Source organism: Primorskyibacter sp. S87 (assembly GCF_049801055.1).
Lineage (GTDB): Bacteria > Pseudomonadota > Alphaproteobacteria > Rhodobacterales > Rhodobacteraceae > JBNAGF01.
On record NZ_JBNAGF010000011.1, the window covers coordinates 45,748 to 66,601 of the forward strand.

Genomic DNA, 20,854 nt, shown 5'->3' on the forward strand with positions numbered 1-20,854 from the left:
ACATCGGCGTCGGGGTCAGCGGCTCAGTGCCAATGCAATTTCGGCCGCCAGCCGTGCATTGTTTCGGACCAGCGCGATATTTGCGGTCAGAGACCGGCCTTCAGTGCGTTCATAGATCCGTTGCAGCAGGTAGGGTGTGACCGCCTTGCCCGCGATGCGATGCGTGACGGCGTCGGCCTGTGCCTGAGCGATGATCGGGGCCAGTTCGTCGGACGGAATCTGATCCGCTACGGGAATAGGGTTGGCGACCAGCTGGCCACCTGGCAGACCCAGAGCCCGGCGCATCGCATGGGCGCGCGCGATCGCGTCGGCACTGTCCATCCTGAGGGGGGCCATCAGCTCGGACTCTGCAGACCAAAAGGCTGGAAATGCATCTTGGCCATGCGCAATCACAGGAACCCCGAGGGTTTCAAGAACCTCTAGTGTTTTGGGCACATCGAGGATCGCCTTGGCACCAGCGGCGACGACTGTCACCGGCGTCTGCGCAAGTTCCTGCAGGTCGGCAGAGATGTCAAAGCTGGTTTCCGCCCCCTGATGCACTCCTCCGATGCCGCCGGTGGCAAAAACTTCGATCCCGGCCAGGTTGGCCGCTATCATGGTGGCGGCGACGGTCGTGGATCCGGTTCCGCCAGCTGCAAGGCAGGCGGCCAGATCCGCGCGCGAAAGCTTGGCCACGCCCTGCGCCTGTCCCAGCTGTTCCAGCTCGTGATCCTCGAGGCCGATATGCAACCGTCCCTCGAGGATCGCAATTGTCGCCGGGATCGCACCGGCGTCGCGGATGTCCTGTTCAACCTGCCGGGCCACTTCGACATTCTGCGGATGGGGCATGCCGTGGGTAATGATGGTACTTTCCAACGCCACGACCGCTTGGCCTGCATCACGGGCAGCGCGCACTTCGGATGACAGCTGGAGATCGATATTTGCTTTCGTCACAGAGGTGTTTCTCCTGAAACATAGGTAGCGGCGGCTTGCAGCGCCCGGTTGAGTGCGTCGGGCGGGCTGGCGCCCTGGGTTTCCGCAGCGATATGAGCTGCCATGAACGTGTCGCCTGCGCCGGTGACCCGGGTCACCAGAACTTCGGGCGGCGTCTGGGTGAACAGGCCCTCGGCACTGGCCTCGGTTGCCGAACGGCCGCCATCTGTTACCAGAGCCCTCGCGGCTCCGCGTTCCAGAAGGCCTTCGGCCGCGCTGCCGCTGTCGGCAAACTGTTGCTGGCACAGAAGGTTGGCCTCTTCGAGATTGACGTACAGGGTTGCCGTTGAATGCCTCAGAAACGGCATCAGACGATCGACCTTTCCCGGCGACGCCGGGGCAACGCGCAGGTCTGCCTGAGCAAAGGCGGGCTCCCGGGCAATCTGTTCCAGCAATTCCAGGGTCAGATTGCCGTCAAGCGCCACTAGGCCGTCGAACGGGGCGTTGGTGCTGCCGAGCGGCCCCTGTGTCAGAGGCGTGAGGATCTTGGCACCAGCGGCTTCGAGCGAGTGGGCATCCGCAATGGCGGCAATCAATCCGTTGGCGCCTTCCACGGCCAAGTATCGGTCGGTGGGCAGATCTTCGGACCGATAAACATGACCGACATCCATACCGAGGCGGCTGCAAGCTGCAATTAGCTCGTCGCCCTCAGGGTCACGGCCAATTGCTGTCAATAGGGTGGGTGTCATGCCGAAACGCGCCAGTGTCATAGCGATGTTCAGGGCGACACCACCGGGCAGGCGGGTGATCCGGCCGGGAACGTCCGAGCCTTGCCGCATGTGGCTTGCCGATCGGCCGATAACGTCCCACAGAACAGAACCGATACATAGAATGTCAGTAGAGACGGATACGCGCATTCCCCTGTCATGCCGACAATCCTGATCAGGTGCAAGAGTTCGCTTGATGGGTTTGTTGCGCTTTCTTCTTGATATTATTCGGGTTCAGGCCAAAACTCGGCGCAAGGTCGGGTAAAACGGTCACGAGCAGAGCAGGCAATGAAGCAAGACCGAAACATGGACGCCAATACATGAGATCACGTGGCGAGGCATGGCCGTATCGGCTGCGCCGCGTTCGGATGTGGCTGAGTTTGGCTGTTGCTGGATTGTGGTTGGCGACGACGTGCGCTTTCGGGCATGAGGTGACCCCCACCATCGCCGATTTCAGAGCTGTCGATGATCGGTTGCAGCTGACATTGCGCCTGAATGCCGAGGCGTTTTTGGCCGGAGTGGACTTTGAGCAGGTCACGGACACGAATGCGTCCGATGTTGCATCCGATTACGACGCGCTGCGCGATCTGGAGCCATCCGCCATCGAGCCTGAAATGCGTGTTTTTCTGGAAGATTGGTTACCACTCATGGTGGTCCGAACGACCGAACCTGTTCCGCTGATGGTCGAAGCGATCCGGATCGGTCCGGTCGGGAACACGGACCTGCCGCGAACAACCGAAATCTCCCTCACCGGGCCTCTGGCTGGCAGCCCGTCCCTGACCCTGACATGGCCGGAAAATTCCGGCGGGCTGGTCTTGCGACAGCTCGGTGTTGAGGAACCCTATGCCGGGTATCTGCGCAGCGGCGAAGCCACCCCGAGGATCGCGCTTGCGGGCGGTGCGGCGCGGACGTTGCAGGACAATCTTGAGCGCTACCTTCCGATCGGGTTCGAACATGTGCTGCCTCGCGGAAGCCTGCATATCCTTTTCATGCTGTCACTGTTTTTCCTGAACCGCCGGGTTTGGCCGCTCGTCTGGCAGATTGGCGCCGTGGTGACGGGGCATTTTGCGGCGATAGCCCTATATATTAACGGACAGGCCGACTTCTCGCCGGAGCTCGCAAAGATGCTGTTGACCGGAGCCTTGTTCGTGGTGGCACTGGAAAACGTGTTTACAAACCGCGTGCATGTATGGCGGATCGCCGTTTTGATCGGGTTCGGCGTGGTGCACGGCCTCAGTTTTGCCAACGAATTGTCGGGTGCCGGGTTGCCTCGGGAACAGGTGGTTCCGTCTATGTTGGGATACAATCTTGGTGTTGATTTCGGGCATCTGGCTGTGATCGCGATAGCGCTGTTGACTATCGGGCTCGGGCTTTGGCGCAAGCCCTGGTATCGCGGGCGGCTGGCAATCCCGCTTTCACTGGCCTTTGCCCTGATCGCGCTCTACTGGTTGGTGAGCGGTCCGATTGGGTAAAACGGGGTACCGAGGACAGCACAAGTGCATTGGGCAGTAATACTGGAAGAACACGTTACCAGCATGCAAAGGATCAAGAGCAAGATGACAACGGCCGCGGTGGGTTTGGCGCTGTTGGCGCTGATCCTGTCCGGCTGCACCACGCAACCGTTAACCGTGACCGAAGAACGCCACATTGTCACCCGTGCCCGGGTGCAGAGCGTCGATCCCGCGACCAACCGGGTCAAGGTTTTGTCTGGGGCTCAATTGCTGACCCTGAAAGTGCGGGAAGATTTTGGAGACGTTTCGGACTTGCAGGTCGGAGACAGGATCCGGGTCGATTATTATTCGGTAGTGACGGTCAGTGCATCAGATGCCGACATCGCCGAACAGGTTGAGGTCGATATCTTTAGGCTGGGCAACGAGGTCGCCGGAGAAGCGGTTGTCGGCAAGCTCCAAGCCTTTGAAATCGTCGCTGAATTTGTACATTTCGACCCGCGCACCCGGATCGTGGCCGTCAGGCGATCAAATGGTGACTATTTCTATTTCTTCGCACCGATAAAGTTGCGGCACGCCATGACCCGTCTCACGGTCGGAGACAGGCTGTTGTTCAAGGGCGACAAGGCAATCGCCATTTCATTGGAAGAGAGGTGAGCCGCTGTCGAACGGCGCTCACCCCATGGCGTGGCACAAGGCGGTGAGTTTTGTCAGCGGATCCTCCGCTGTCCAAATCTCGTCGCCGATGCCAAAAAAGTCGGTATGCGGCGCGAGGGCTCGAACCAGTTCTTCGGTTAATCCGCCTTCAGCAACCACGGGCACTTCGATCATCTCGGACCACCACTGGAACAGATCCTGACCGGCGACCGAGCCATCGCCCAGCGCCCGTTCGGCAACCGGACCAAAGGCGATGTAATCGGCGCCTGCCTCGCCTGCGGTCATGCCATCATGGCGCGACACGCCGCAATGACAGCCGACGATCGCGTCTGGACCCAACTCCTTGCGCGCGGCACGAACAGAACGGGCTGCGTCGGTGAGGTGCACGCCGTCCAGCCCCAAACGCTGAGCCAGCAACAGATGATCCGAGATCACCAGCGCAATGTCACGGCTATGCGCCACTTCGCGGCAGGCATCGGCCGCCCGCGCGACATGATCTTCGTCGGAGCTGGACAGAGCCAGCCGGATACAGGCGATCTCTGCTCCGTCAAGAACCCGGGCCAGACGATCCGAAAAACTGTCCAGGTCGATTTCGGGCGGAGTGATAAGATAGATCTGCGGCTGCTCGGGGGCGTCCATGGTCAGGATCCTCGCTAAAATTTTCGCTGGTTTAGCCGATCCCGGTGGGAATGGGAATAAGTCGAAACCGTTCTGATCGGACCAGTTCGATCAGAACCGGGCAACGCAACCCCGATCAACCCGAACACCGGGATCTTTCAGAAACCCGCTGAGTAAGGCAAGCAGAGCCGACTGCCCGCTTGCCCTGACCGGGAGGTCAGATTAAGGCACGTTCAACGAATTGGAGAGACTGAATGCCCAGCGACCAGCCACAACCAGCCTTCGTGCTTGTCCGCCCGCAAATGGGTGAGAACATCGGTGCCGCAGCGCGGGCAATGTGGAATTTTGGACTCGACCGGATGCGGATCGTTGATCCGCGCGACGGTTGGCCAAACCCAAAGGCCGTCGCCATGTCCAGCGGCGCCGGTCGGTTGCTCGATGAGGCTCAGATCTTTGGCGATCTCGACGGAGCACTTGGGGACCGGACATTTGTTTTTGCCACGACCGCACGGCAGCGGGAACTGACCAAGCCTGTATTCAGCCCCGAGCGGGCGATGCAGATGGTCGCCGAAAAAGTGGCGGCCGGCGAGAAGGTTGCTGTCTTGTTCGGCCCGGAACGGGCCGGGTTGGAAAACGACGACATCGCCAAGGCCAACGCGATCATCTCGGTTCCGGTGAACTCTGAATATGCCTCGTTGAATCTGGGTCAATGCGTCCTGCTGACTGCCTATGAATGGATGCGCCAATCCGGCGAAGTTGTGCATGAGCAGAATGATCTTGGCAGCCGCGGTGACTGGGCGACCGGGATCGAGGTTGAAAAACTGGTCGAGCATTATGAGGAGCGGCTGGAGCAGGCAGGCTTCTTCTACCCGCCGGAAAAGGCCGAAGGGATGAAGCTGAACCTGCGCAACCTCTGGTCCCGGATCCGCATGACACGAGCCGATGTGCAGATGCTGCACGGGATCATGCGGCAGATGGTCCGCTGGAAGGAAAAAGGCTGACGCTGGACCTGAACACACCTTGGGCCTAGCTTGCGAAGAACGGGAAGAAATGAGGATGGCATGAGCGGTAAGCGCAGCATCTTTGAAGAAGTATCCGGCGACGGAAAACAGGATGCGGTCCAGCCGGGTCTGATCGACCGGGGGCGTGGTGGCGCCCGGCGCGCAATCCGGGCATGGCTGATGGTGCTGTTTGCACTCGTGGTCGCTATGATCGTCATTGGCGGCCTGACCCGCCTGACCGATAGCGGGCTGTCGATTACCGAATGGCGTCCGATCACCGGAGCGGTGCCTCCGATGTCCGAGGCCGACTGGCAGTCCGAGTTCGACAAATACAAGCAGATCGACCAGTGGCGAATCCAGAATCAATGGATGGAGCTGGCAGATTTCAAACAGATCTATTGGTGGGAATGGGGCCACCGGCAACTCGGGCGGGTGATTGGGCTGGTCTGGGCAATCGGGTTCTTCGGATTCCTCTTTGCACGGCAGATACCAACTGGCTGGACAACGCGGTTGTTGATCCCCGGTCTTCTTGGCGGCGTGCAAGGGGCCGTGGGCTGGTGGATGGTCGCCTCTGGCGTGACACAGGGCGAGGGCATGATCGCGGTGGCGAGCTACCGTCTGGCGGTGCATCTGGGGCTTGCCTTTGTCATTCTCGGGTTCCTGGCGTGGTACATTTTTTCGCTGGGGCGTTCGGAACGTGATCTGATGCAGGCGCGCAGGGCGAAAGAGGCCAAGCTTTTCTCGCTCTCGACCGGCCTGATGCACTTTGCTTTCCTGCAGATCCTGCTGGGTGCTTTGGTGGCCGGGATCGACGCCGGGCGGTCCTTTACCGACTGGCCGCTGATGGGCGGGCAGGTGTTCCCGCCCGATGCGATGGTTCTGGAACCCGTCTGGCGAAACTTCTTTGAAAGCCCCGGACTGGTTCAGTTCATCCACCGGTGTGCTGGTTACCTGCTCATGGCCTTTGGCGTCGTTGTCTGGCTGCGCGGACGCAGCAGCGCCCATCCGCAGACCCGGTTTGCATTTAACGCGGTGTTTGCCGCGCTTGCGCTGCAGATCGTGCTCGGCATCGCCACTGTGCTGTACGCCGCGCCATGGCAGGTTGCGATTCTGCACCAGCTTCTCGCTGTTGGCGTCTGGGTTTTGATTCTGCGGGCCCGGTTCCTGTCAGCCCATCCGATTGCAACCTCTCTCCGGGAGACCCGTTCATGACCGCATATGACGAGCTGATGGCCTATCAGCGCGAAACACAGGCCCTTGGTGAAATCGCTGGGCGGCTTGGTTGGGATCAGGAAACCATGATGCCGCGAGGGGCTGCTCCGCAACGGGGTGAGGAAATGGCTGCGATCGAAGCCGTCCTTCACGCGCGGCGCTCTGATCCGAAGGTGGGCGATTGGCTGGCCAAGGCCGAGCCGCCCTGCGACGTCAGCACAGCCCAACTGCGCGAAATCCGCCGGGCCTTTGAGCGGGCAAGCAAAGTGCCGGCCGATCTTGCCAAGACCATAGCCCGTGTGACTTCGGAGGCGCAGGGAAAATGGGCGCAGGCGCGGGCTGATGAAGATGTCGCGGCCTTTCTTCCGGTTCTCGAAGAAGTCGTTCGCCTGAAGCGGGAAGAGGGCGCGGCGCTGGCCAATGGCGGTGATGTCTATGACGCCATGGTTGAAGATTACGAACCTTATACGACCGGCGCAGAGATCGCCGCGATCTTTGACGCGATGCGCCCGAGGCTGGTTGCTTTGCGGGCCGCCGTTTTGGACAAACCGAAACCCCACGGACTGAGCGGGCAGTTCGACGAAACCAGCCAGATGAAACTGAGCCGCCAGCTGGCCAGAACGTTCGGCTATGACATGAGCCACGGTCGGGTCGACAAGGCCGTGCATCCTTTCAGCTCGGGGTCGGGGCTTGATGTCCGGATCACAACGCGCACCAGCCCGGAGGATCCTTTCAACTGTTTCTATTCGACCATTCACGAGGTTGGCCACGCCGCGTATGAGCAGAGCATCGACAAGGACTACTTGCTCACACCGCTTGGACGTGGCGTATCGATGGGCGTGCATGAAAGTCAAAGCCGGATTTATGAGAATCAGATCGGCCGTTCCCGCGCCTTTACTGGGTGGTTGTTCGACCGGATGAAGGAAAGCTTCGGAGAGTTCGGTGTCGCCGATGCCGATGCGTTTTATGCGGCGGTGAACACAGTTCATAACGGCTACATTCGCACCGAGGCGGATGAGGTTCAGTACAACCTCCACATCATGTTGCGCTTTGATCTGGAGCGCGCGCTGATGGCAGGGGATTTGCAGGTCGCCGATCTGGAGGCCGCATGGAACGACAGGTTCAAGGCCGATTTCGGGTATGCGGTCGACAAACCTTCGAACGGTTGCCTGCAGGATGTGCATTGGTCCGTTGGTTTGTTTGGCTATTTCCCGACTTACAGTCTGGGCAACGTTTATGCCGGGTGCCTGAACGACGCACTGCGGGCCGCCGTGCCTGATCTCGACGCGCAATTGACCGAGGGAGATACCTCGGGCGCGACAGGCTGGTTGCGCGAAAATCTGCAACGGCACGGCAGCCTGTATGCGCCACGGGATGTGATTGAACGCGCCAGCGGGCAAGCCCCAAACGAGGCGTCATTGCTGAGCTATCTCGAGTCAAAATTCAGCGCGCTTTACGATCTGTGAAATTCCCGGGAGGCAGAGGTGTTTCCGGATGCTGTCGCCACAGTCTTGCCGCAATTGCTGCCTAATCAAAACAGCAGTCAGAGACCATCTGACAGGGGTTATTTCACGGGGGATTGATGTATACTAGGCCGCAGGTAATTGCAGGTGGCAAATCCGGGAAAGCACGGATGATCAAGATGCCCGAGATCTTTCTGGTGGACGACCGGCGCGGGTTCGAATCTCTGCGCCCGCACTACGAAGCTTTGTATGCCGTGGACACGCAGGCATCACATTTTCTGTCGCCAAACTGGATCGGATCAATCCTCGAAGAAAATCCGGGACGCAGCCGGATCATTGCGCTTCGTGACGAGGACGCACCTGGCGGTATTTCGGCACTTCTGCCACTTGAACGCAGCCTGCACTGGAACCGCCGCCAGCAGATGTTCCAGACCCGCTATACTGCGCTAGGTCGGTTGGGGCTGAGCAGTTACACAGGGTTTCTTTGTGCGCCGGGCCGCGAAGTGGATGCCCTGCCGCGGCTCGCCAAGGTGATAGCCGAAATGCCCTGGGGCGGGTTGTCGATCCGTTACGAGGCCAACCACCATCGCGCCGACATCTTTGCCCAGGCCTTTCCCAAGGACGAATTCGAAGTCACATGGCCCGAGCACCGTGTTGCCGGAGGAAAGGTGGATCAGCTGCTGTGCCCGGTGCTGTTGCTTCCGGCGAGCTACAAGGCCTATCTGGACAGCCTGAACCCTAAGATGCGCAAGCGAGTGCGCCGCGCTCAGTCCTTGACCCGGGGCGCAACCTTTCGATCGGCCAGCCCGGACAGCTATGCCAATGATCGTGATCAGCTGCTCGACCTCTGGAGCGCCCATTTTGAAGGTGCCGAAAACGAAACCAAACGGGTGGCGATGGTTGACCGCTACCGGGCGCTGCTCGATCGGGCGCAGGCCACCGGACATCTTTACCTTGTGTCCTTCTGGCTCGGTCGAACCTGTCTCGGCGCGTCGGCCTTTGTTGCTGACCGCCGGGCACGACGTCTCCATGCGGTGCTGGAGGCAAGCAACCCTCAGGCCGCAGGTCTGGATATCGGTCTGCTTCTGCACGCCCATGTCATCCGCAAAGCGATCTCTGCCGGGTGCCGCGCACTGGATTTCGGGCATGGCAACCAAGATTACAAATACCGTCTAGGTGCGGAAAACGCCGAAACAAGCAACCTCATGCTGCGGCGGCGGAGCGTTTCTGCGGTACCCGGGTTCGATCCGATGATGCTGGGAGGCGCGATACGCAAGACGCGCCACCTGATTTTGGGGAACCGGACAGAAGATGCGTTGGCCGGATTGGCTCAACTGGAGCGGATCGTGCACTGACCACTTTGCCGGTGGCTCAGCATTCGGGCTTCTGCTCAGGAAATAAAAGGAGCGCAAGGGATCACCTCGCGCTCCTTTTTTGGTGGGTCAACCTGGGAACAGTGACGAGGTGGTCAACTTTCGCCCGCATCCCCGACATCGGTCTCGGTTTCCAGATCGGTCTTGTCGTCCTGTTCAGCAATCCATGCAACGCTGACGACTTCTTCACCTTTGCCGGTGTTGAACACCCGGACACCGCCGGCCGATCGGGAGCGGAAGGAGATCCCATCCACCGGAACCCGGATCGATTGGCCGCGCGACGTGGCCAGCATGATCTGGTCGTCAATCTCGACCGGGAAAGACGCAACAATGCGTCCGCCACGCATGGCCTTGTCCATGGCAGCAACGCCCATGCCACCGCGTCCACGCACCGGATAATCGTGGGACGAGCTGAGTTTGCCCTGTCCACCCGCCGTAATTGTCAGGATCAGCATCTCGGCCGCTGACATCTCGGCATATTTTTCCGATCCGAAGGTTTCGCTTTCCGGGACCGCCTCTTCATCAGACGCCTCGTCATCCGTCAGCCCGGCAACAGCGCGGCGCATTTTCAGATAGGCTGCACGGTCTTCAGGCGTGGCTTCGAAATGGCGGATCACTGACATCGAAACGACCCGGTCGTCGCCATTGAGCCGGATGCCCCGAACGCCTGTCGATTCCCGCGAGTTGAACACCCGAACATCGGTTGACCGGAACCGGATGGCCCGTCCGGAATCGGTGAACAGCATCACATCGTCATCTTCCGAGCAGATCCGGACATTCACCAACTGGACCGAACCGTCCGCCGGCAATTTCATCGCGATCTTGCCATTGCGCCGGACATTGGTGAAGTCAGACAGCCGGTTTCTGCGAACATCGCCACCGCTGGTGGCAAAAACGACCTGAAGGTTTTCCCATTCCTCGTCAGGCACATCGACCGGCATGATCGCGGCGATGGAAACACCTGTTGGAATGGGCAGGATGTTGACAATGGCCTTGCCTTTAGACGTGCGACCGCCCTGCGGCAGGCGCCATGTTTTGAGCTTGTAGACCATGCCGTCAGTGGTGAAGAACAGCAGTTGAGTATGAGTGTTCGCCACAAATAGCGTGGTCACCACATCCTCTTCTTTGGTCTGCATCCCTGACAGACCCTTGCCGCCCCGTTTTTGGGCGCGGAAATCGGCCAGCGGGGTCCGCTTGATGTAGCCGCCCGAGGTGACGGTCACCACCATGTCCTCGCGCTCGATGAGGTCTTCGTCGTCCATATCGCCTGACCAGTCAACGATCTCGGTGCGGCGCGGCACGGCAAACTGCTCTCGAACCGCGCGCAGCTCATCGGCGATGATGCCCATGATCCGATCACGCGACGACAGAATTTCAAGGTATTCTTTGATCTTACCCGCAAGTTCTTCAAGCTCGTCGGTGACTTCCTTGACCCCGATCTGGGTCAGGCGCTGCAAGCGCAACTCGAGGATCGCACGGGCCTGTGCCTCGGAGAGGTTATAGGTTCCGTCATCGTTCATCGTGTGGGTCGGGTCGTCGATTAGCCGGATGTAATCGGCGATATCCGACGCCGGCCAACGGCGGGTCATCAACTTTTCCCGAGCCTCAGCTGCATCTGCCGATGCGCGAATGGTGGCCACGACCTCGTCGACATTCGAGACGGCAACAGCCAGACCGCACAGGATGTGGCTGCGTTCGCGCGCTTTGCGCAGGTCATAGGCGGTGCGACGGGCGACGACGTCCTCGCGGAAGTCGATGAAGGATGTCAGGAACCGGCGCAGGGTCAGCTGCTCTGGGCGGCCGCCATTCAACGCCAGCATGTTGCATCCGAACGAGGTCTGCATCGGCGAGAACCGGAAAAGCTGATTCAATACCACCTCGGGCGTGGCATCGCGCTTGAGTTCCACCACGACACGGACGCCGTTGCGGTCGGATTCGTCCTGCACGTGCGATACGCCTTCGATGCGCTTTTCGCGGACGGCTTCGGCGATCTTCTCGATCATCGACGCCTTGTTCACCTGATAGGGGATCTCATCGACGACGATAGCGTAGCGATCGCGGCGGATTTCTTCTGTCCGGGTCTTGGCCCGGATGATCACGCTGCCGCGGCCTTCGAGATAGGCCTTGCGAGCGCCGGATCGGCCCAGCATCAAGCCCCCGGTGGGGAAATCCGGGCCGGGAATATATTGAATGAGCTGCTCCGAGGTCAGATCAGGCTCTTCGATCAGCGCCAGCGTGGCATCAACCACTTCGCCGAGGTTGTGCGGCGGAATGTTGGTGGCCATGCCAACAGCAATACCACCGGCACCGTTGACCAGCATGTTCGGGAACCGAGCGGGCAGAACGGTTGGTTCGCGATCCTTGCCGTCATAATTGTCCTGAAAGTCGACGGTTTCCTTTTCGATATCGGCAAGCAGCGCCGAGGCGGGTTTGTCCATCCGCACTTCGGTGTAGCGCATCGCAGCCGGGTTATCGCCATCCATCGACCCGAAATTGCCCTGGCCGTCCAGCAGCGGCAGCGACATCGAGAAATCCTGTGCCATGCGGACAAGCGCATCATAAATCGCCGAGTCGCCGTGCGGGTGATACTTACCCATAACGTCGCCCACGGGCCGTGCGGATTTCCGATAGGCCTTGTCGTGGGTGTTACCGGTCTCGTGCATGGCATAGAGAATCCGGCGATGCACCGGTTTCAGCCCGTCACGCAGATCGGGAATCGCACGGGAGACAATGACCGACATCGCGTAATCCAGATACGAATTGCGCATCTCGGATTCGATGGACACGGTCGGGCCGTCATAGACGGGGCGTTCCGGCGGGGTTTCATCCATGTTTTCAGGAGTTTCTGGCGTGTCGTTCACGTCTGCTGCCCGATCTTCTTGGGGGATCTATATCTTGTGGCCGCATCTTATCAGACTGGGCATATAGGGTGCAAGCAAGCTGCAGGAATAACACATATTTCCTGTTCACGAATTGTTAACACATTGTTTTCGATAAAGATTAGTTGTTCTGTGTTACCATGAAGAGACCGAACCAGAAACTGGAGGTCACAATGGAGCAGAGCGAAACAGAATTGATGCTCAAGGGGTATGGGCTGACCACGGCAGAATTTTTTTATCACATGCCGGACTACACCCATGTCCTGAATACATTCATCTGGCAGGAATATGATCTGCTGCCGGATCATCCCAGATTGTTCAAATTCATAGATTTCTGGCAGCGTGAGATAGAAGGGCCGCTGCATTCCGTGCGTTTCACCCATCGCAAGCTGATCTCGGCTGGAGAATGGCGTAGCGTGGTCGGGGAATTCCACATTCACTGATACGGCAACCTGCACCCGTCAACGTCTTTCATTTTGCCGCGGTTCGTGCTGAAAATGCCGGAAATCGAGAGGGCAGGGATATGCAGATCGGGTTCAGATCAGGCGTCATGGCCGCCGCGGTGGCGGCGATTTTCACATCGGGGGCCGTAGGCGCCGAAGGGTTGTTGGACAACATCCGAAAAGGGGCCAAAAAAACCGGCGAAGCGGTTCAGGGCGGTGCGTCTTCTGTTGGAGAAGCGGTTGGCAAGGGCGCCGGATATATCGGCGACACGGTCGGGAAAGGTGCTGATTACGTTGGCAAAACCGTAGATTCAACGACGGATCTTGTGACCAATGAGGAGACGCCCGAAGCGACGCGGGCCGAGCTTGATGCCGCGGAACGGAAAATTGTCGAACGGCTGCGGGCCGAGAACCCTCAGGCCGGCGAGATGTTGGATTTCAGCGCGGGCCACGCTGCCTTTGACACACGGTCTCTGACGGTTTTTCCGGTGACCGCCGGCTATGGGCGCGGAGTGGCCGTGTCGCATAACGATGGATCCCGGATTTACATGAACATGACCTCCGGCGGCGCCGGGGCTGCGTTTGGAATTGGCGGGTTTGCCACGCAATTCGTTATCCTTTTTGAAACCCAGGCCGATTTCGACAGTTTCGTAACCTATGGCTATGACGCAACCGCAGAGGCGGGGGCGTTGTATGGGGACGACAAAACCAACGAAGGGTTTCGCTTCGTCAATGGGCGTTCGATCTTTGTGCTGTCGAAAACCGGCTGGCGGGTTGCCGCCAGCGCGACTGGAACGAAATACTGGCCAGCACCGCAGCTGAACTAGTCAGGCCGAGCAGCTGGCCCCGCCCAACACGCAGAACTTGGCGCAATGGGGATGGTTGAGGTACACATCGCCCTCGGCCTCTTCGAGGGTTTGACCCAATTCAAATCCGTCATCGTAGGGCAATAGGGTGCAGGCGATAACAGACGGTGCCTTGGCGCCCTTGCGTTTGACCACCATCCGGGATTCCGCGCACATCACATCCTTTGGAGCCTTGTTTAGGATCGCCCAGCAAGCTGTTGTGATTTCAGGAACTTCCTCTGCCTCATCCATCTCGGGAAACAGCACGGTCCGAGCCGGATCCGCGGCGTCGATATCAAAGTTGTGATCGGCATAGAACGCAGCATATCCGGCGCGGGCCTCGGCATCGCTTTCATGCCAGAGCGCGCGTCCGGCCACGGTCATCCGAAAGCCGTTGTCCCGTAGCCAGATCATTCCTGCGAGCGTTTTGTCAAAGCTCCCTTCGCCGCGCTCCTTGTCATGCAGATCCGGGCGCACATGGTCGACCGAGATCCGCAGCGTCAGCTTGTCGCCAAACTCCTTCCGGAGCGCCAAGAGACCGGCCCGCATGGATTTGCGCATCATCGGTCGCATCGCATTTGTGAGAACGAGCACCTCGTAACCGCGTTTCAGCGCTGCACGGGCCATGTCGATCATCTCGGGATTCATGAAGGGCTCGCCGCCGGTAAAGCCGATTTCGCGCACTGGCCAGTTTCGCGTCTCAATCTGATCGAGGTACGAATTGACTTCGTTGGTGTTGAGATAAACCAGCGAGTCATTTGTCGGGCTGCTCAGGATGTAGCAGTTTGCGCATTCTATGTTGCACAGGGTTCCTGTGTTGAACCACAACGTTTTAGGGTTGCTGAATGGAACCGAGGCCCGGGGTTGCCCGTCTGCTGTCAACAGTTGGTCCTGAAACTTTCCAAGATTGGCGCGCTGTGCGCTCTTTTGCGGTGAGAGGTCGTTCATCGCGTTGGCCTGCGTGGTTTCCGGTTCGATTTGGTCTAGCCTAAGTCGGCGCAACAGTTAAAGTCGCCTCAAAGCGCATGACATGGTTGTGAAGAACAGCCGTAGTTTTGCCGAGAGGTCAAGGGTGAACCCAACTGATTTCAAAGGCGAAATCAAAGCATGGGGTTTGTCGGTCAGTGCATTGTCCTGATGATGTGGTGACCAGAAGCTGGGAACGAAGGATGATTTCGCGCAACACACCGATGGATCCCTATGATCTGGTCGTCTTCGGCGCGACCGGGGATCTGGCACAGCGAAAAATCTTTCCTGCGCTGTTCAGGAGATTCTGTGCCGGTCAGATACCTGACGAAGCTCGCCTTATCGGTGCTGCGCGCAGCAACATAGGGAATGTGGCCTTTCGCGAACGCCTGTCGGACGCGTTGAAAGAACACGCGCCGCGGCGGGCAGCCGATCCGTCCTCTCTGACAGCGTTTCTAGCGCGGGTGAAATATGTGTCGGTGGATGCCTCCGGCAACAAAGGGTGGGAAGCCCTCTCCGGACTGCTGACCGAGCCCCGTGTCCGGGCGTTCTATTTCTCGGTCGGACCAAGACTGTTTGGAGATCTTGCGCGGCGCATTCACGAATATGGCCTTGCCTCGCCATTGACGCGGATCGTGGTCGAGAAACCGTTTGGCAACGACCTGCAGAGTGCAGAGCAGCTGAATGCAACGTTGGCGGCCTATTTCAAGGAGCGTCAGATTTATCGGATCGATCATTATCTGGGCAAGGAGACCGTGCAGAACCTGATGGCGGTTCGCTTTGGTAACATGCTGTTCGAGCCGTTGTGGAACAGCCAGTATGTCGATCATATCCAGATCACCGTGGCCGAAACGGTCGGGGTTGGTGGGCGAGGAGCCTATTATGATCGCGCAGGCGCCATGCGCGACATGATGCAGAACCATCTGATGCAGCTTTTGTGCCTGATCGCGATGGAACCGCCGGCCAAGTTCGATCCCGACGCGGTGCGGGACGAAAAGCTCAAGGTGATCCGTGCGCTGGATCCGGTTGCCCCTCATCATATCGTGCGGGGGCAGTATTTTGCTGCCGCAGGCGATCCGGAGCCAGATTACCGCACAGCAGTTGACCAGCCCCGGTCGTCGACCGAGAGCTATATTGCCCTCAAGGCCCATATCAGCAACTGGCGATGGGCGGGAACGCCGTTCTACCTGCGTACCGGAAAACGGCTTGTGGCGCGATCTTCGGTGATCAATGTGATGTTCAAGGATGCGCCGCATTCGATATTTGGAGAAGAGGCCGGACGCCACGCCAACCTCTTGTCGATCCGCCTGCAGCCAAACGAAGGCATTACCCTTCACGTCACCATCAAAGAGCCCGGACCCGGGGGCATGCGGTTGGTTGACGTGCCTCTTGACATGAGCTTTGCCGAGGCGCTCGGCCCCGAGGGGGGCGATCCGCCAGATGCCTATGAACGCTTGATCATGGATGTCATCCGTGGCAACCAGACCCTGTTCATGCGGGGCGACGAGGTTGAGGCCGCGTGGGCGTGGACCGATCCCATCATCGCCGGCTGGGAGTCGCGCGGTGATGTTCCCAAGCCCTATGACAGCGGCAGCACCGGCCCCGGCGACGCGGATCTGCTGATGAGACGAGACGACCGCCGGTGGCAAGGGATAAACCCATGAAGATCATTGACTATCCCGATCGTGAAATGCTGGCGATCGACGTGGCCAACCAGCTTGCGGGCGATCTCGAGAAAGCGCTGTTTAACCATGAAACCGTATCCCTGGCGGTGCCCGGTGGTACCACGCCGGGATTGATTTTCGATAGTCTCTGCGCGGCGGATCTGGATTGGGACAGGGTTTATGTTCTTCCCACTGACGAACGCTGTGTTCCACAGGACCATGAAAGGTCCAACGCCCGGCTGATCAATGAGCGATTGATGGTGCATCGCGCGGCAGCGGCCACCTTCCTGCCGCTCTACCTGCCTTCGGACGCACCCGAGGATTGTCTTGCAGAAGTCGAGGCAATGCTGTCTCCAAGACTACCTCTTTCCGTCTTACTTCTTGGTATGGGCGAGGATTTGCATACGGCTTCCTTGTTTCCTGGTGCGCCGGGTCTCGAGGCCGCATTGTCGAACGATGCCCCGATCCTGTCAGTCCAACAGCCGGAAACACAGCCCGAACCCCGGATTACGCTGAACGCGCGGGTTCTGGATGGCGCGCTTGACAAGCATCTGGTGCTTTACGGGTTGGCAAAACGGGATGCATTGGACCGTGCCATGAGCCTGCCGCCCGAAGAGGCTCCGATTGCTGCGGTTCTGTCCGAAATCACTGTCCACTGGGCCGAATGAAATCACCGGAAGTTCCTTGTTTTGAGTTTGTTTGAAGACCTGAAATCCCTGAAGGCCGGGCGCGCAGACCGCCGGATCACGGATCTGTTTGACCAAGATGCCTTGCGCGCGGATCGTTTCATGGCCGAGGCCGATGACATGCGGCTGGACTATTCCAAAACACTGATCGACGCCGAGGTGAGGAAAGCGCTTGTCGATTTGTGCGATACGGCTGCGCTGGCAGATCGTCGCGAGGATATGTTCGCAGGGCAAAGGATCAATGTCACTGAAGGGCGTGCGGTTCTTCACACTGCGCTGCGCAATCTTGATGGCGGGACAGTCAGGGTGGATGGGGTCGATGTCATGCCCGGGGTGCAGGAAACGCGTGGCAGAATGCGCGGCTTTGCACAGGCGGTCCGGTCCGGCCAGATTTGTGGGGCAGGGGGATCCATCACCGACGTCGTCAATATTGGTATCGGCGGATCCGATCTCGGACCGGCCATGACGACCCGGGCCCTCTCACCCTATCACGACGGTCCACGCTGCCATTTTGTGTCAAATGTGGATGGGGCGCAGATCGCCGATACTTTGCGTGGCTTGAATCCGGCGCGAACTCTGGTGATCGTGGCTTCGAAGTCGTTCACCACTGTCGAAACCATGACCAATGCCAGCACCGCGCGGCGTTGGATGGCTGAGGGCGGGGGCGATCCGTCCGGTCAGTTTGCAGCCGTATCGACGGCCTTGGACAAGACCATCGAATTCGGAATACCCGAAGATCAGGTTTTTGGGTTCGCCAATTGGGTCGGCGGGCGGTATTCGGTTTGGGGACCGGTCGGGCTGCCCCTGATGATTGCGATCGGCCCGCAAAATTTCGACGATTTCCTGCGAGGCGGGCAGGCGATGGATCGTCATTTCCGAACAGCCGACTGGACTGACAACCTGCCTGTTATGCTGGCGTTGGTTGGCATCTGGCATCGGCAGGTCTGCGGTTTTGCGACTCGTGCCGTGCTGCCTTATGAACAACGGCTGGAACACTTGCCCGCGTATCTCCAGCAGCTCGAGATGGAGTCGAATGGGAAATCAGTAGCGACGGGTGGCATGCCTCTGGGCCAGCCCTCCGGTCCCGTTGTCTGGGGCGCGCCGGGGACCAATGGCCAGCATGCCTTTTATCAATTGCTCCATCAGGGAAGCGACGTGATCCCCTGTGAGTTCATGCTTGCAGCGCAAGGTCATGAGCCGGAACTGGGCAACCATCACGATCTGCTGGCAGCCAATTGCCTTGCCCAATCCGAAGCCTTGATGCGTGGACGGACCTTGGAAGAGTCGCGAAACCAACTGGAAGACAAGGGCATCGATGTGGCAGAGGCCGCCCGTCTGGCGCCACACCGCGTTTTTCCGGGTAATCGCCCGTCGATCACACTGGTCTATCCAAAACTGAGCCCGTTCGTTCTGGGTCAGATCATCGCGCTCTACGAACATCGCGTTTTTGTCGAAGGCGTGATCCTTGGCATCAATTCGTTTGACCAGTGGGGCGTGGAACTCGGCAAGGAACTGGCCGTGGCATTACAGCCGGCAGTCGAAGGCCTGGAAAGCGCAAGGGGCAGCAGAGGGTCGACAGCTGCGCTATTGGGGTTCCTTCACAGGCACCGCTAGGAGGCTTCTGGCGAACGGGGTCAGGCCTCTGATACTGCGCCGTCGATCGTTTCAAATTGGGCGCGCAATCCGTCGGGCAGGGCCATTCGCTCCGTTCCATCGGGGGTCAGCATGACCATGACACACTCCATGCGGCAACGCAGGATACCCCCGGACCAGAGTTGTTGTTCCATCGAATAGGACGTCTTTCGCATCGCGGAAACCCGCGCGGTGGTGATGTAGCTTTCACCCAGAACCATTTCACGGATGTAATGGACCGAAGCATTGCGCAAAACGACACGCGGAGGCTGGTCGTTTTCGAAGAAACCGGCGCAAAAACTGTCCCAATAGATGACACGCGAAGTTTCGAACCACTCCATGTATGCCTTGTTGTTCACGTGGTTGAGCGGATCCAGCTCGGCAAACCTAACCCGGTCGGCCATGGCCAGAGGTTGCGGCGAGGTGATCCCGAGCGCACGTTGCTGTTCAGGGCTGAGCGGGGTGTGAAACGGCATGTCCATGACCGCAGCTAGCCGGGACGCCGCGTCCTGTGCAAGCTCGATATTGCGTTTCGTTGGGGGAGTTGGCAGGCTCTGCCATCGGAGGGTTTGGGGACGCGGACTGGACGACGGGACATCCCGCCCCACTTACAACAACGGCCGTAACAATAATCAGGCCGGACTATTAAGGGGAGGTGCCCGGATGCTGGGCCAAATGATGTCGAAACAGCTTGTGGTATCGGCTCTGATCGACCACGCGGAACGCTATCACGGTGAGACCGAGATCGCATCGGTCAGCACGATGGACGGGTTGGAGTTGACCTCTTGGGCGGGGATCGCGCGAAATGCCCGCCTGCTGGCTTCGGCGCTGGATAGGTTGGGGCTGGCGCCGCAAACCCGCTGTGCAACGCTTGCGTGGAACAACCGGCGCCATCTCGAGATCTATTACGGTGTTTCAGGTGGCGGGCATGTCTGCCACACGATCAACCCGCGTCTGTTCCCCGAACAGCTGGTCTATATCATGAACCACGCCGAAGATCGGGTGCTGTTTTTCGATCATACGTTCCTGCCGCTGGTTGCTGGAATCCGGGAGCAGCTGGAAACGGTCGAGCATTTCGTGTTGCTCGGACCAAGAGACGAAGATGCGGGTTCCGCCTTTCCGGAACTGAAGTTTTACGACGAAGTCATCGCAGGTGGGTCGACTGACTACCAATGGCCTGATCTGGATGAGGGTACGGCCTCAAGCCTTTGTTATACATCCGGAACGACCGGGCACCCTAAGGGCGTTCTTTACTCGCACAGATCAACCGTTCTGCATGCGTACGGCTCCAATACACGGGATTGCATCGGCTTTTCTGCCACGGATGTTGTTCTGCCGGTGGTGCCGATGTTTCATGTCAACGCATGGGGGTCGGTTTATGCCTGCGCCATGTCCGGGTCGCGGCTGGTTCTGCCAGGGCCGGATTTGCAGGGCGAAGCGCTGGTGGGCCTGATCGACGCGCATGACGTCACGGTGGCGCTTGGGGTTCCGACGATCTGGGCGGGGCTGCTTGCCTTTGCGCGCAGTTCTGACACTAAACTGTCGAGCCTTGAACGCACGGTGATCGGTGGTTCGGCCTGTCCGCCATCCATGATGGCCGAGTTCCGGGACCGCTATGGCGTTGAAACGGTGCATGCCTGGGGTATGACCGAGATGAGCCCGCTGGGCACGACCAACGTGCCGCTCGCCAAGCACGGGACGCTGCCGGAAGAAGATCAGCACAAGCTGCGCGAAAACCAGGGGCGGCCGCCCTTTGGTGTCGACATGCAGGTGGTGGACGACAACGGCCAGAGCCTGCCGTGGGATGGAGAGAGCCAGGGTGATCTTATGGTCAAGGGCTATTGGGTGCTGGACAGCTATTTCCATCGTCAGGACGAAGACCTGCTGCGTGATGGCTGGTTTGCAACCGGGGACGTCGCCACCATTGACCCGGATGGGTATCTGACAATTCGTGATCGGTCCAAGGACATCATCAAGTCTGGCGGCGAATGGATCAGTTCGGTGGAACTCGAAAACATAGCTCTTGCGCATCCTGCGCTTGCGGACGCTGCCGTTGTCGGCGTTGCGCATCCGAAATGGGATGAACGCCCAATTCTTGTTGCGGTTCCGGCACCGGGGCAAAGCCCCGGCGAAGCGGATCTTCTTGCCTTTTTCGAAGACAAGATTGCACATTGGCAAATCCCCGACAGAGTGGTGTATGCTGATGAACTGCCTCGGAATGCAACCGGCAAGGTACTCAAGCGGGATTTGCGAGACAGGTATGCGACGGTTTTGACGGGATAAATCGC

18 protein-coding genes are annotated in these 20,854 nt (G+C 59.2%); 12 read left to right on the forward strand and 6 right to left on the reverse strand.

Annotated elements, in window-relative coordinates; genetic code table 11:
- Window positions 1-15: 15 nt before the first annotated feature.
- Together ACP15U_RS16905 and ACP15U_RS16910 are read right to left on the reverse strand one after the other, a co-directional pair.
- On the reverse strand, window positions 16-933 hold the full coding sequence (locus ACP15U_RS16905) for a pseudouridine-5'-phosphate glycosidase (protein WP_425046333.1): 918 nt from the start codon (window positions 931-933) through the stop codon (window positions 16-18).
- The gene (locus tag ACP15U_RS16910) at window positions 930-1,829 is read right to left on the reverse strand and encodes a PfkB family carbohydrate kinase (RefSeq protein WP_425046334.1); all 900 of its coding nucleotides are present in this window, start codon (window positions 1,827-1,829) and stop codon (window positions 930-932) included. Before ACP15U_RS16910 ends, ACP15U_RS16905 begins: the two co-directional genes overlap by 4 nt.
- Before the next feature lie 170 nt (window positions 1,830-1,999).
- Here ACP15U_RS16910 and ACP15U_RS16915 point away from each other — a divergent pair, with 170 nt between their 5' ends.
- Window positions 2,000-3,151, forward strand: coding sequence for a HupE/UreJ family protein (locus ACP15U_RS16915; RefSeq protein WP_425046335.1), 1,152 nt, complete (start codon window positions 2,000-2,002; stop codon window positions 3,149-3,151).
- A gap of 84 nt (window positions 3,152-3,235) precedes the next feature.
- Window positions 3,236-3,784: a hypothetical protein gene (locus ACP15U_RS16920; RefSeq protein ID WP_425046336.1), complete on the forward strand. Its 549-nt coding sequence runs from the start codon at window positions 3,236-3,238 to the stop codon at window positions 3,782-3,784.
- Between the two features lie 18 nt (window positions 3,785-3,802).
- On the opposite strand, the gene ACP15U_RS16925 is transcribed toward ACP15U_RS16920, so the two are convergent.
- Window positions 3,803-4,423 (reverse strand): thiamine phosphate synthase, encoded by a 621-nt coding sequence (locus ACP15U_RS16925; RefSeq protein ID WP_425046337.1) that lies wholly within the window; start codon window positions 4,421-4,423, stop codon window positions 3,803-3,805.
- Between the two features lie 233 nt (window positions 4,424-4,656).
- Here ACP15U_RS16925 and ACP15U_RS16930 point away from each other — a divergent pair, with 233 nt between their 5' ends.
- The 4 genes from ACP15U_RS16930 (at window position 4,657) to ACP15U_RS16945 (ending at window position 9,433) form a co-directional block, all read left to right on the forward strand.
- Window positions 4,657-5,403, forward strand: coding sequence for an RNA methyltransferase (locus tag ACP15U_RS16930; protein WP_425046338.1), 747 nt, complete (start codon window positions 4,657-4,659; stop codon window positions 5,401-5,403).
- Between the two features lie 60 nt (window positions 5,404-5,463).
- Entirely contained in the window at window positions 5,464-6,615 is a 1,152-nt protein-coding gene (gene ctaA / locus ACP15U_RS16935) for a heme A synthase (protein ID WP_425046339.1), read from the forward strand.
- On the forward strand, window positions 6,612-8,081 hold the full coding sequence (locus ACP15U_RS16940; protein ID WP_425046340.1) for a carboxypeptidase M32: 1,470 nt from the start codon (window positions 6,612-6,614) through the stop codon (window positions 8,079-8,081). The genes ctaA and ACP15U_RS16940 overlap by 4 nt, the downstream gene beginning before the upstream one ends.
- 167 nt (window positions 8,082-8,248) lie before the next feature.
- Window positions 8,249-9,433: a GNAT family N-acetyltransferase gene (locus ACP15U_RS16945; protein WP_425046341.1), complete on the forward strand. Its 1,185-nt coding sequence runs from the start codon at window positions 8,249-8,251 to the stop codon at window positions 9,431-9,433.
- A 113-nt stretch (window positions 9,434-9,546) separates the two neighbouring features.
- Here the strand turns inward: ACP15U_RS16945 and gyrA are convergent, their stop codons facing one another.
- Window positions 9,547-12,282 (reverse strand): DNA gyrase subunit A, encoded by a 2,736-nt coding sequence (gene gyrA, locus ACP15U_RS16950; RefSeq protein ID WP_425046459.1) that lies wholly within the window; start codon window positions 12,280-12,282, stop codon window positions 9,547-9,549.
- A 221-nt stretch (window positions 12,283-12,503) separates the two neighbouring features.
- Here gyrA and ACP15U_RS16955 point away from each other — a divergent pair, with 221 nt between their 5' ends.
- Together ACP15U_RS16955 and ACP15U_RS16960 are read left to right on the forward strand one after the other, a co-directional pair.
- Window positions 12,504-12,773, forward strand: a complete 270-nt coding sequence (locus ACP15U_RS16955; protein WP_425046342.1) for an usg protein — start codon at window positions 12,504-12,506, stop codon at window positions 12,771-12,773.
- A gap of 80 nt (window positions 12,774-12,853) precedes the next feature.
- Window positions 12,854-13,600 (forward strand): hypothetical protein, encoded by a 747-nt coding sequence (locus ACP15U_RS16960; RefSeq protein WP_425046343.1) that lies wholly within the window; start codon window positions 12,854-12,856, stop codon window positions 13,598-13,600.
- Here ACP15U_RS16960 and ACP15U_RS16965 read toward each other — a convergent pair whose 3' ends face one another.
- Window positions 13,601-14,566 (reverse strand): radical SAM protein, encoded by a 966-nt coding sequence (locus ACP15U_RS16965; protein ID WP_425046344.1) that lies wholly within the window; start codon window positions 14,564-14,566, stop codon window positions 13,601-13,603. It lies immediately after the preceding gene.
- 221 nt (window positions 14,567-14,787) lie between these two features.
- On the opposite strand from ACP15U_RS16965, the gene zwf reads away from it, so the two are divergent.
- The 3 genes from zwf to pgi are packed head-to-tail and all read left to right on the forward strand — an operon-like array spanning window position 14,788 to window position 18,548.
- A complete protein-coding gene (zwf, locus tag ACP15U_RS16970; RefSeq protein ID WP_425046345.1) occupies window positions 14,788-16,248 on the forward strand; it encodes a glucose-6-phosphate dehydrogenase in 1,461 nt (486 codons plus the stop codon).
- Window positions 16,245-16,916, forward strand: coding sequence for a 6-phosphogluconolactonase (gene pgl / locus ACP15U_RS16975; protein WP_425046346.1), 672 nt, complete (start codon window positions 16,245-16,247; stop codon window positions 16,914-16,916). The genes zwf and pgl overlap by 4 nt, the downstream gene beginning before the upstream one ends.
- 21 nt (window positions 16,917-16,937) lie before the next feature.
- Entirely contained in the window at window positions 16,938-18,548 is a 1,611-nt protein-coding gene (gene pgi / locus ACP15U_RS16980) for a glucose-6-phosphate isomerase (protein ID WP_425046347.1), read from the forward strand.
- A gap of 20 nt (window positions 18,549-18,568) precedes the next feature.
- Here pgi and ACP15U_RS16985 read toward each other — a convergent pair whose 3' ends face one another.
- The gene (locus tag ACP15U_RS16985) at window positions 18,569-19,042 is read right to left on the reverse strand and encodes an acyl-CoA thioesterase (protein ID WP_425046348.1); all 474 of its coding nucleotides are present in this window, start codon (window positions 19,040-19,042) and stop codon (window positions 18,569-18,571) included.
- A 187-nt stretch (window positions 19,043-19,229) separates the two neighbouring features.
- On the opposite strand from ACP15U_RS16985, the gene ACP15U_RS16990 reads away from it, so the two are divergent.
- Entirely contained in the window at window positions 19,230-20,849 is a 1,620-nt protein-coding gene (locus ACP15U_RS16990) for a long-chain-fatty-acid--CoA ligase (protein ID WP_425046349.1), read from the forward strand.
- The last annotated feature ends 5 nt before the right edge of the window (window positions 20,850-20,854 follow it).

Excerpts from the sequence above, each read along its gene's own strand:
- ACP15U_RS16920 (WP_425046336.1), top strand. The coding sequence starts at position 3,236 with ATGACAACGGCCGCGGTGGGTTTGGCGCTGTTGGCGCTGATCCTGTCC.
- ACP15U_RS16940 (WP_425046340.1), top strand. The coding sequence starts at position 6,612 with ATGACCGCATATGACGAGCTGATGGCCTATCAGCGCGAAACACAGGCC.
- ACP15U_RS16945 (WP_425046341.1), top strand. The coding sequence starts at position 8,249 with ATGATCAAGATGCCCGAGATCTTTCTGGTGGACGACCGGCGCGGGTTC.
- ACP15U_RS16910 (WP_425046334.1), bottom strand. The coding sequence starts at position 1,829 with ATGCGCGTATCCGTCTCTACTGACATTCTATGTATCGGTTCTGTTCTG.
- ACP15U_RS16985 (WP_425046348.1), bottom strand. The coding sequence starts at position 19,042 with ATGCCGTTTCACACCCCGCTCAGCCCTGAACAGCAACGTGCGCTCGGG.
- ACP15U_RS16955 (WP_425046342.1), top strand. The coding sequence starts at position 12,504 with ATGGAGCAGAGCGAAACAGAATTGATGCTCAAGGGGTATGGGCTGACC.
- ACP15U_RS16930 (WP_425046338.1), top strand. The coding sequence starts at position 4,657 with ATGCCCAGCGACCAGCCACAACCAGCCTTCGTGCTTGTCCGCCCGCAA.
- ctaA (WP_425046339.1), top strand. The coding sequence starts at position 5,464 with ATGAGCGGTAAGCGCAGCATCTTTGAAGAAGTATCCGGCGACGGAAAA.
- ACP15U_RS16915 (WP_425046335.1), top strand. The coding sequence starts at position 2,000 with ATGAGATCACGTGGCGAGGCATGGCCGTATCGGCTGCGCCGCGTTCGG.
- pgl (WP_425046346.1), top strand. The coding sequence starts at position 16,245 with ATGAAGATCATTGACTATCCCGATCGTGAAATGCTGGCGATCGACGTG.
- zwf (WP_425046345.1), top strand. The coding sequence starts at position 14,788 with ATGATTTCGCGCAACACACCGATGGATCCCTATGATCTGGTCGTCTTC.
- ACP15U_RS16990 (WP_425046349.1), top strand. The coding sequence starts at position 19,230 with ATGCTGGGCCAAATGATGTCGAAACAGCTTGTGGTATCGGCTCTGATC.
- gyrA (WP_425046459.1), bottom strand. The coding sequence starts at position 12,282 with ATGGATGAAACCCCGCCGGAACGCCCCGTCTATGACGGCCCGACCGTG.
- ACP15U_RS16965 (WP_425046344.1), bottom strand. The coding sequence starts at position 14,566 with ATGAACGACCTCTCACCGCAAAAGAGCGCACAGCGCGCCAATCTTGGA.
- ACP15U_RS16925 (WP_425046337.1), bottom strand. The coding sequence starts at position 4,423 with ATGGACGCCCCCGAGCAGCCGCAGATCTATCTTATCACTCCGCCCGAA.
- ACP15U_RS16960 (WP_425046343.1), top strand. The coding sequence starts at position 12,854 with ATGCAGATCGGGTTCAGATCAGGCGTCATGGCCGCCGCGGTGGCGGCG.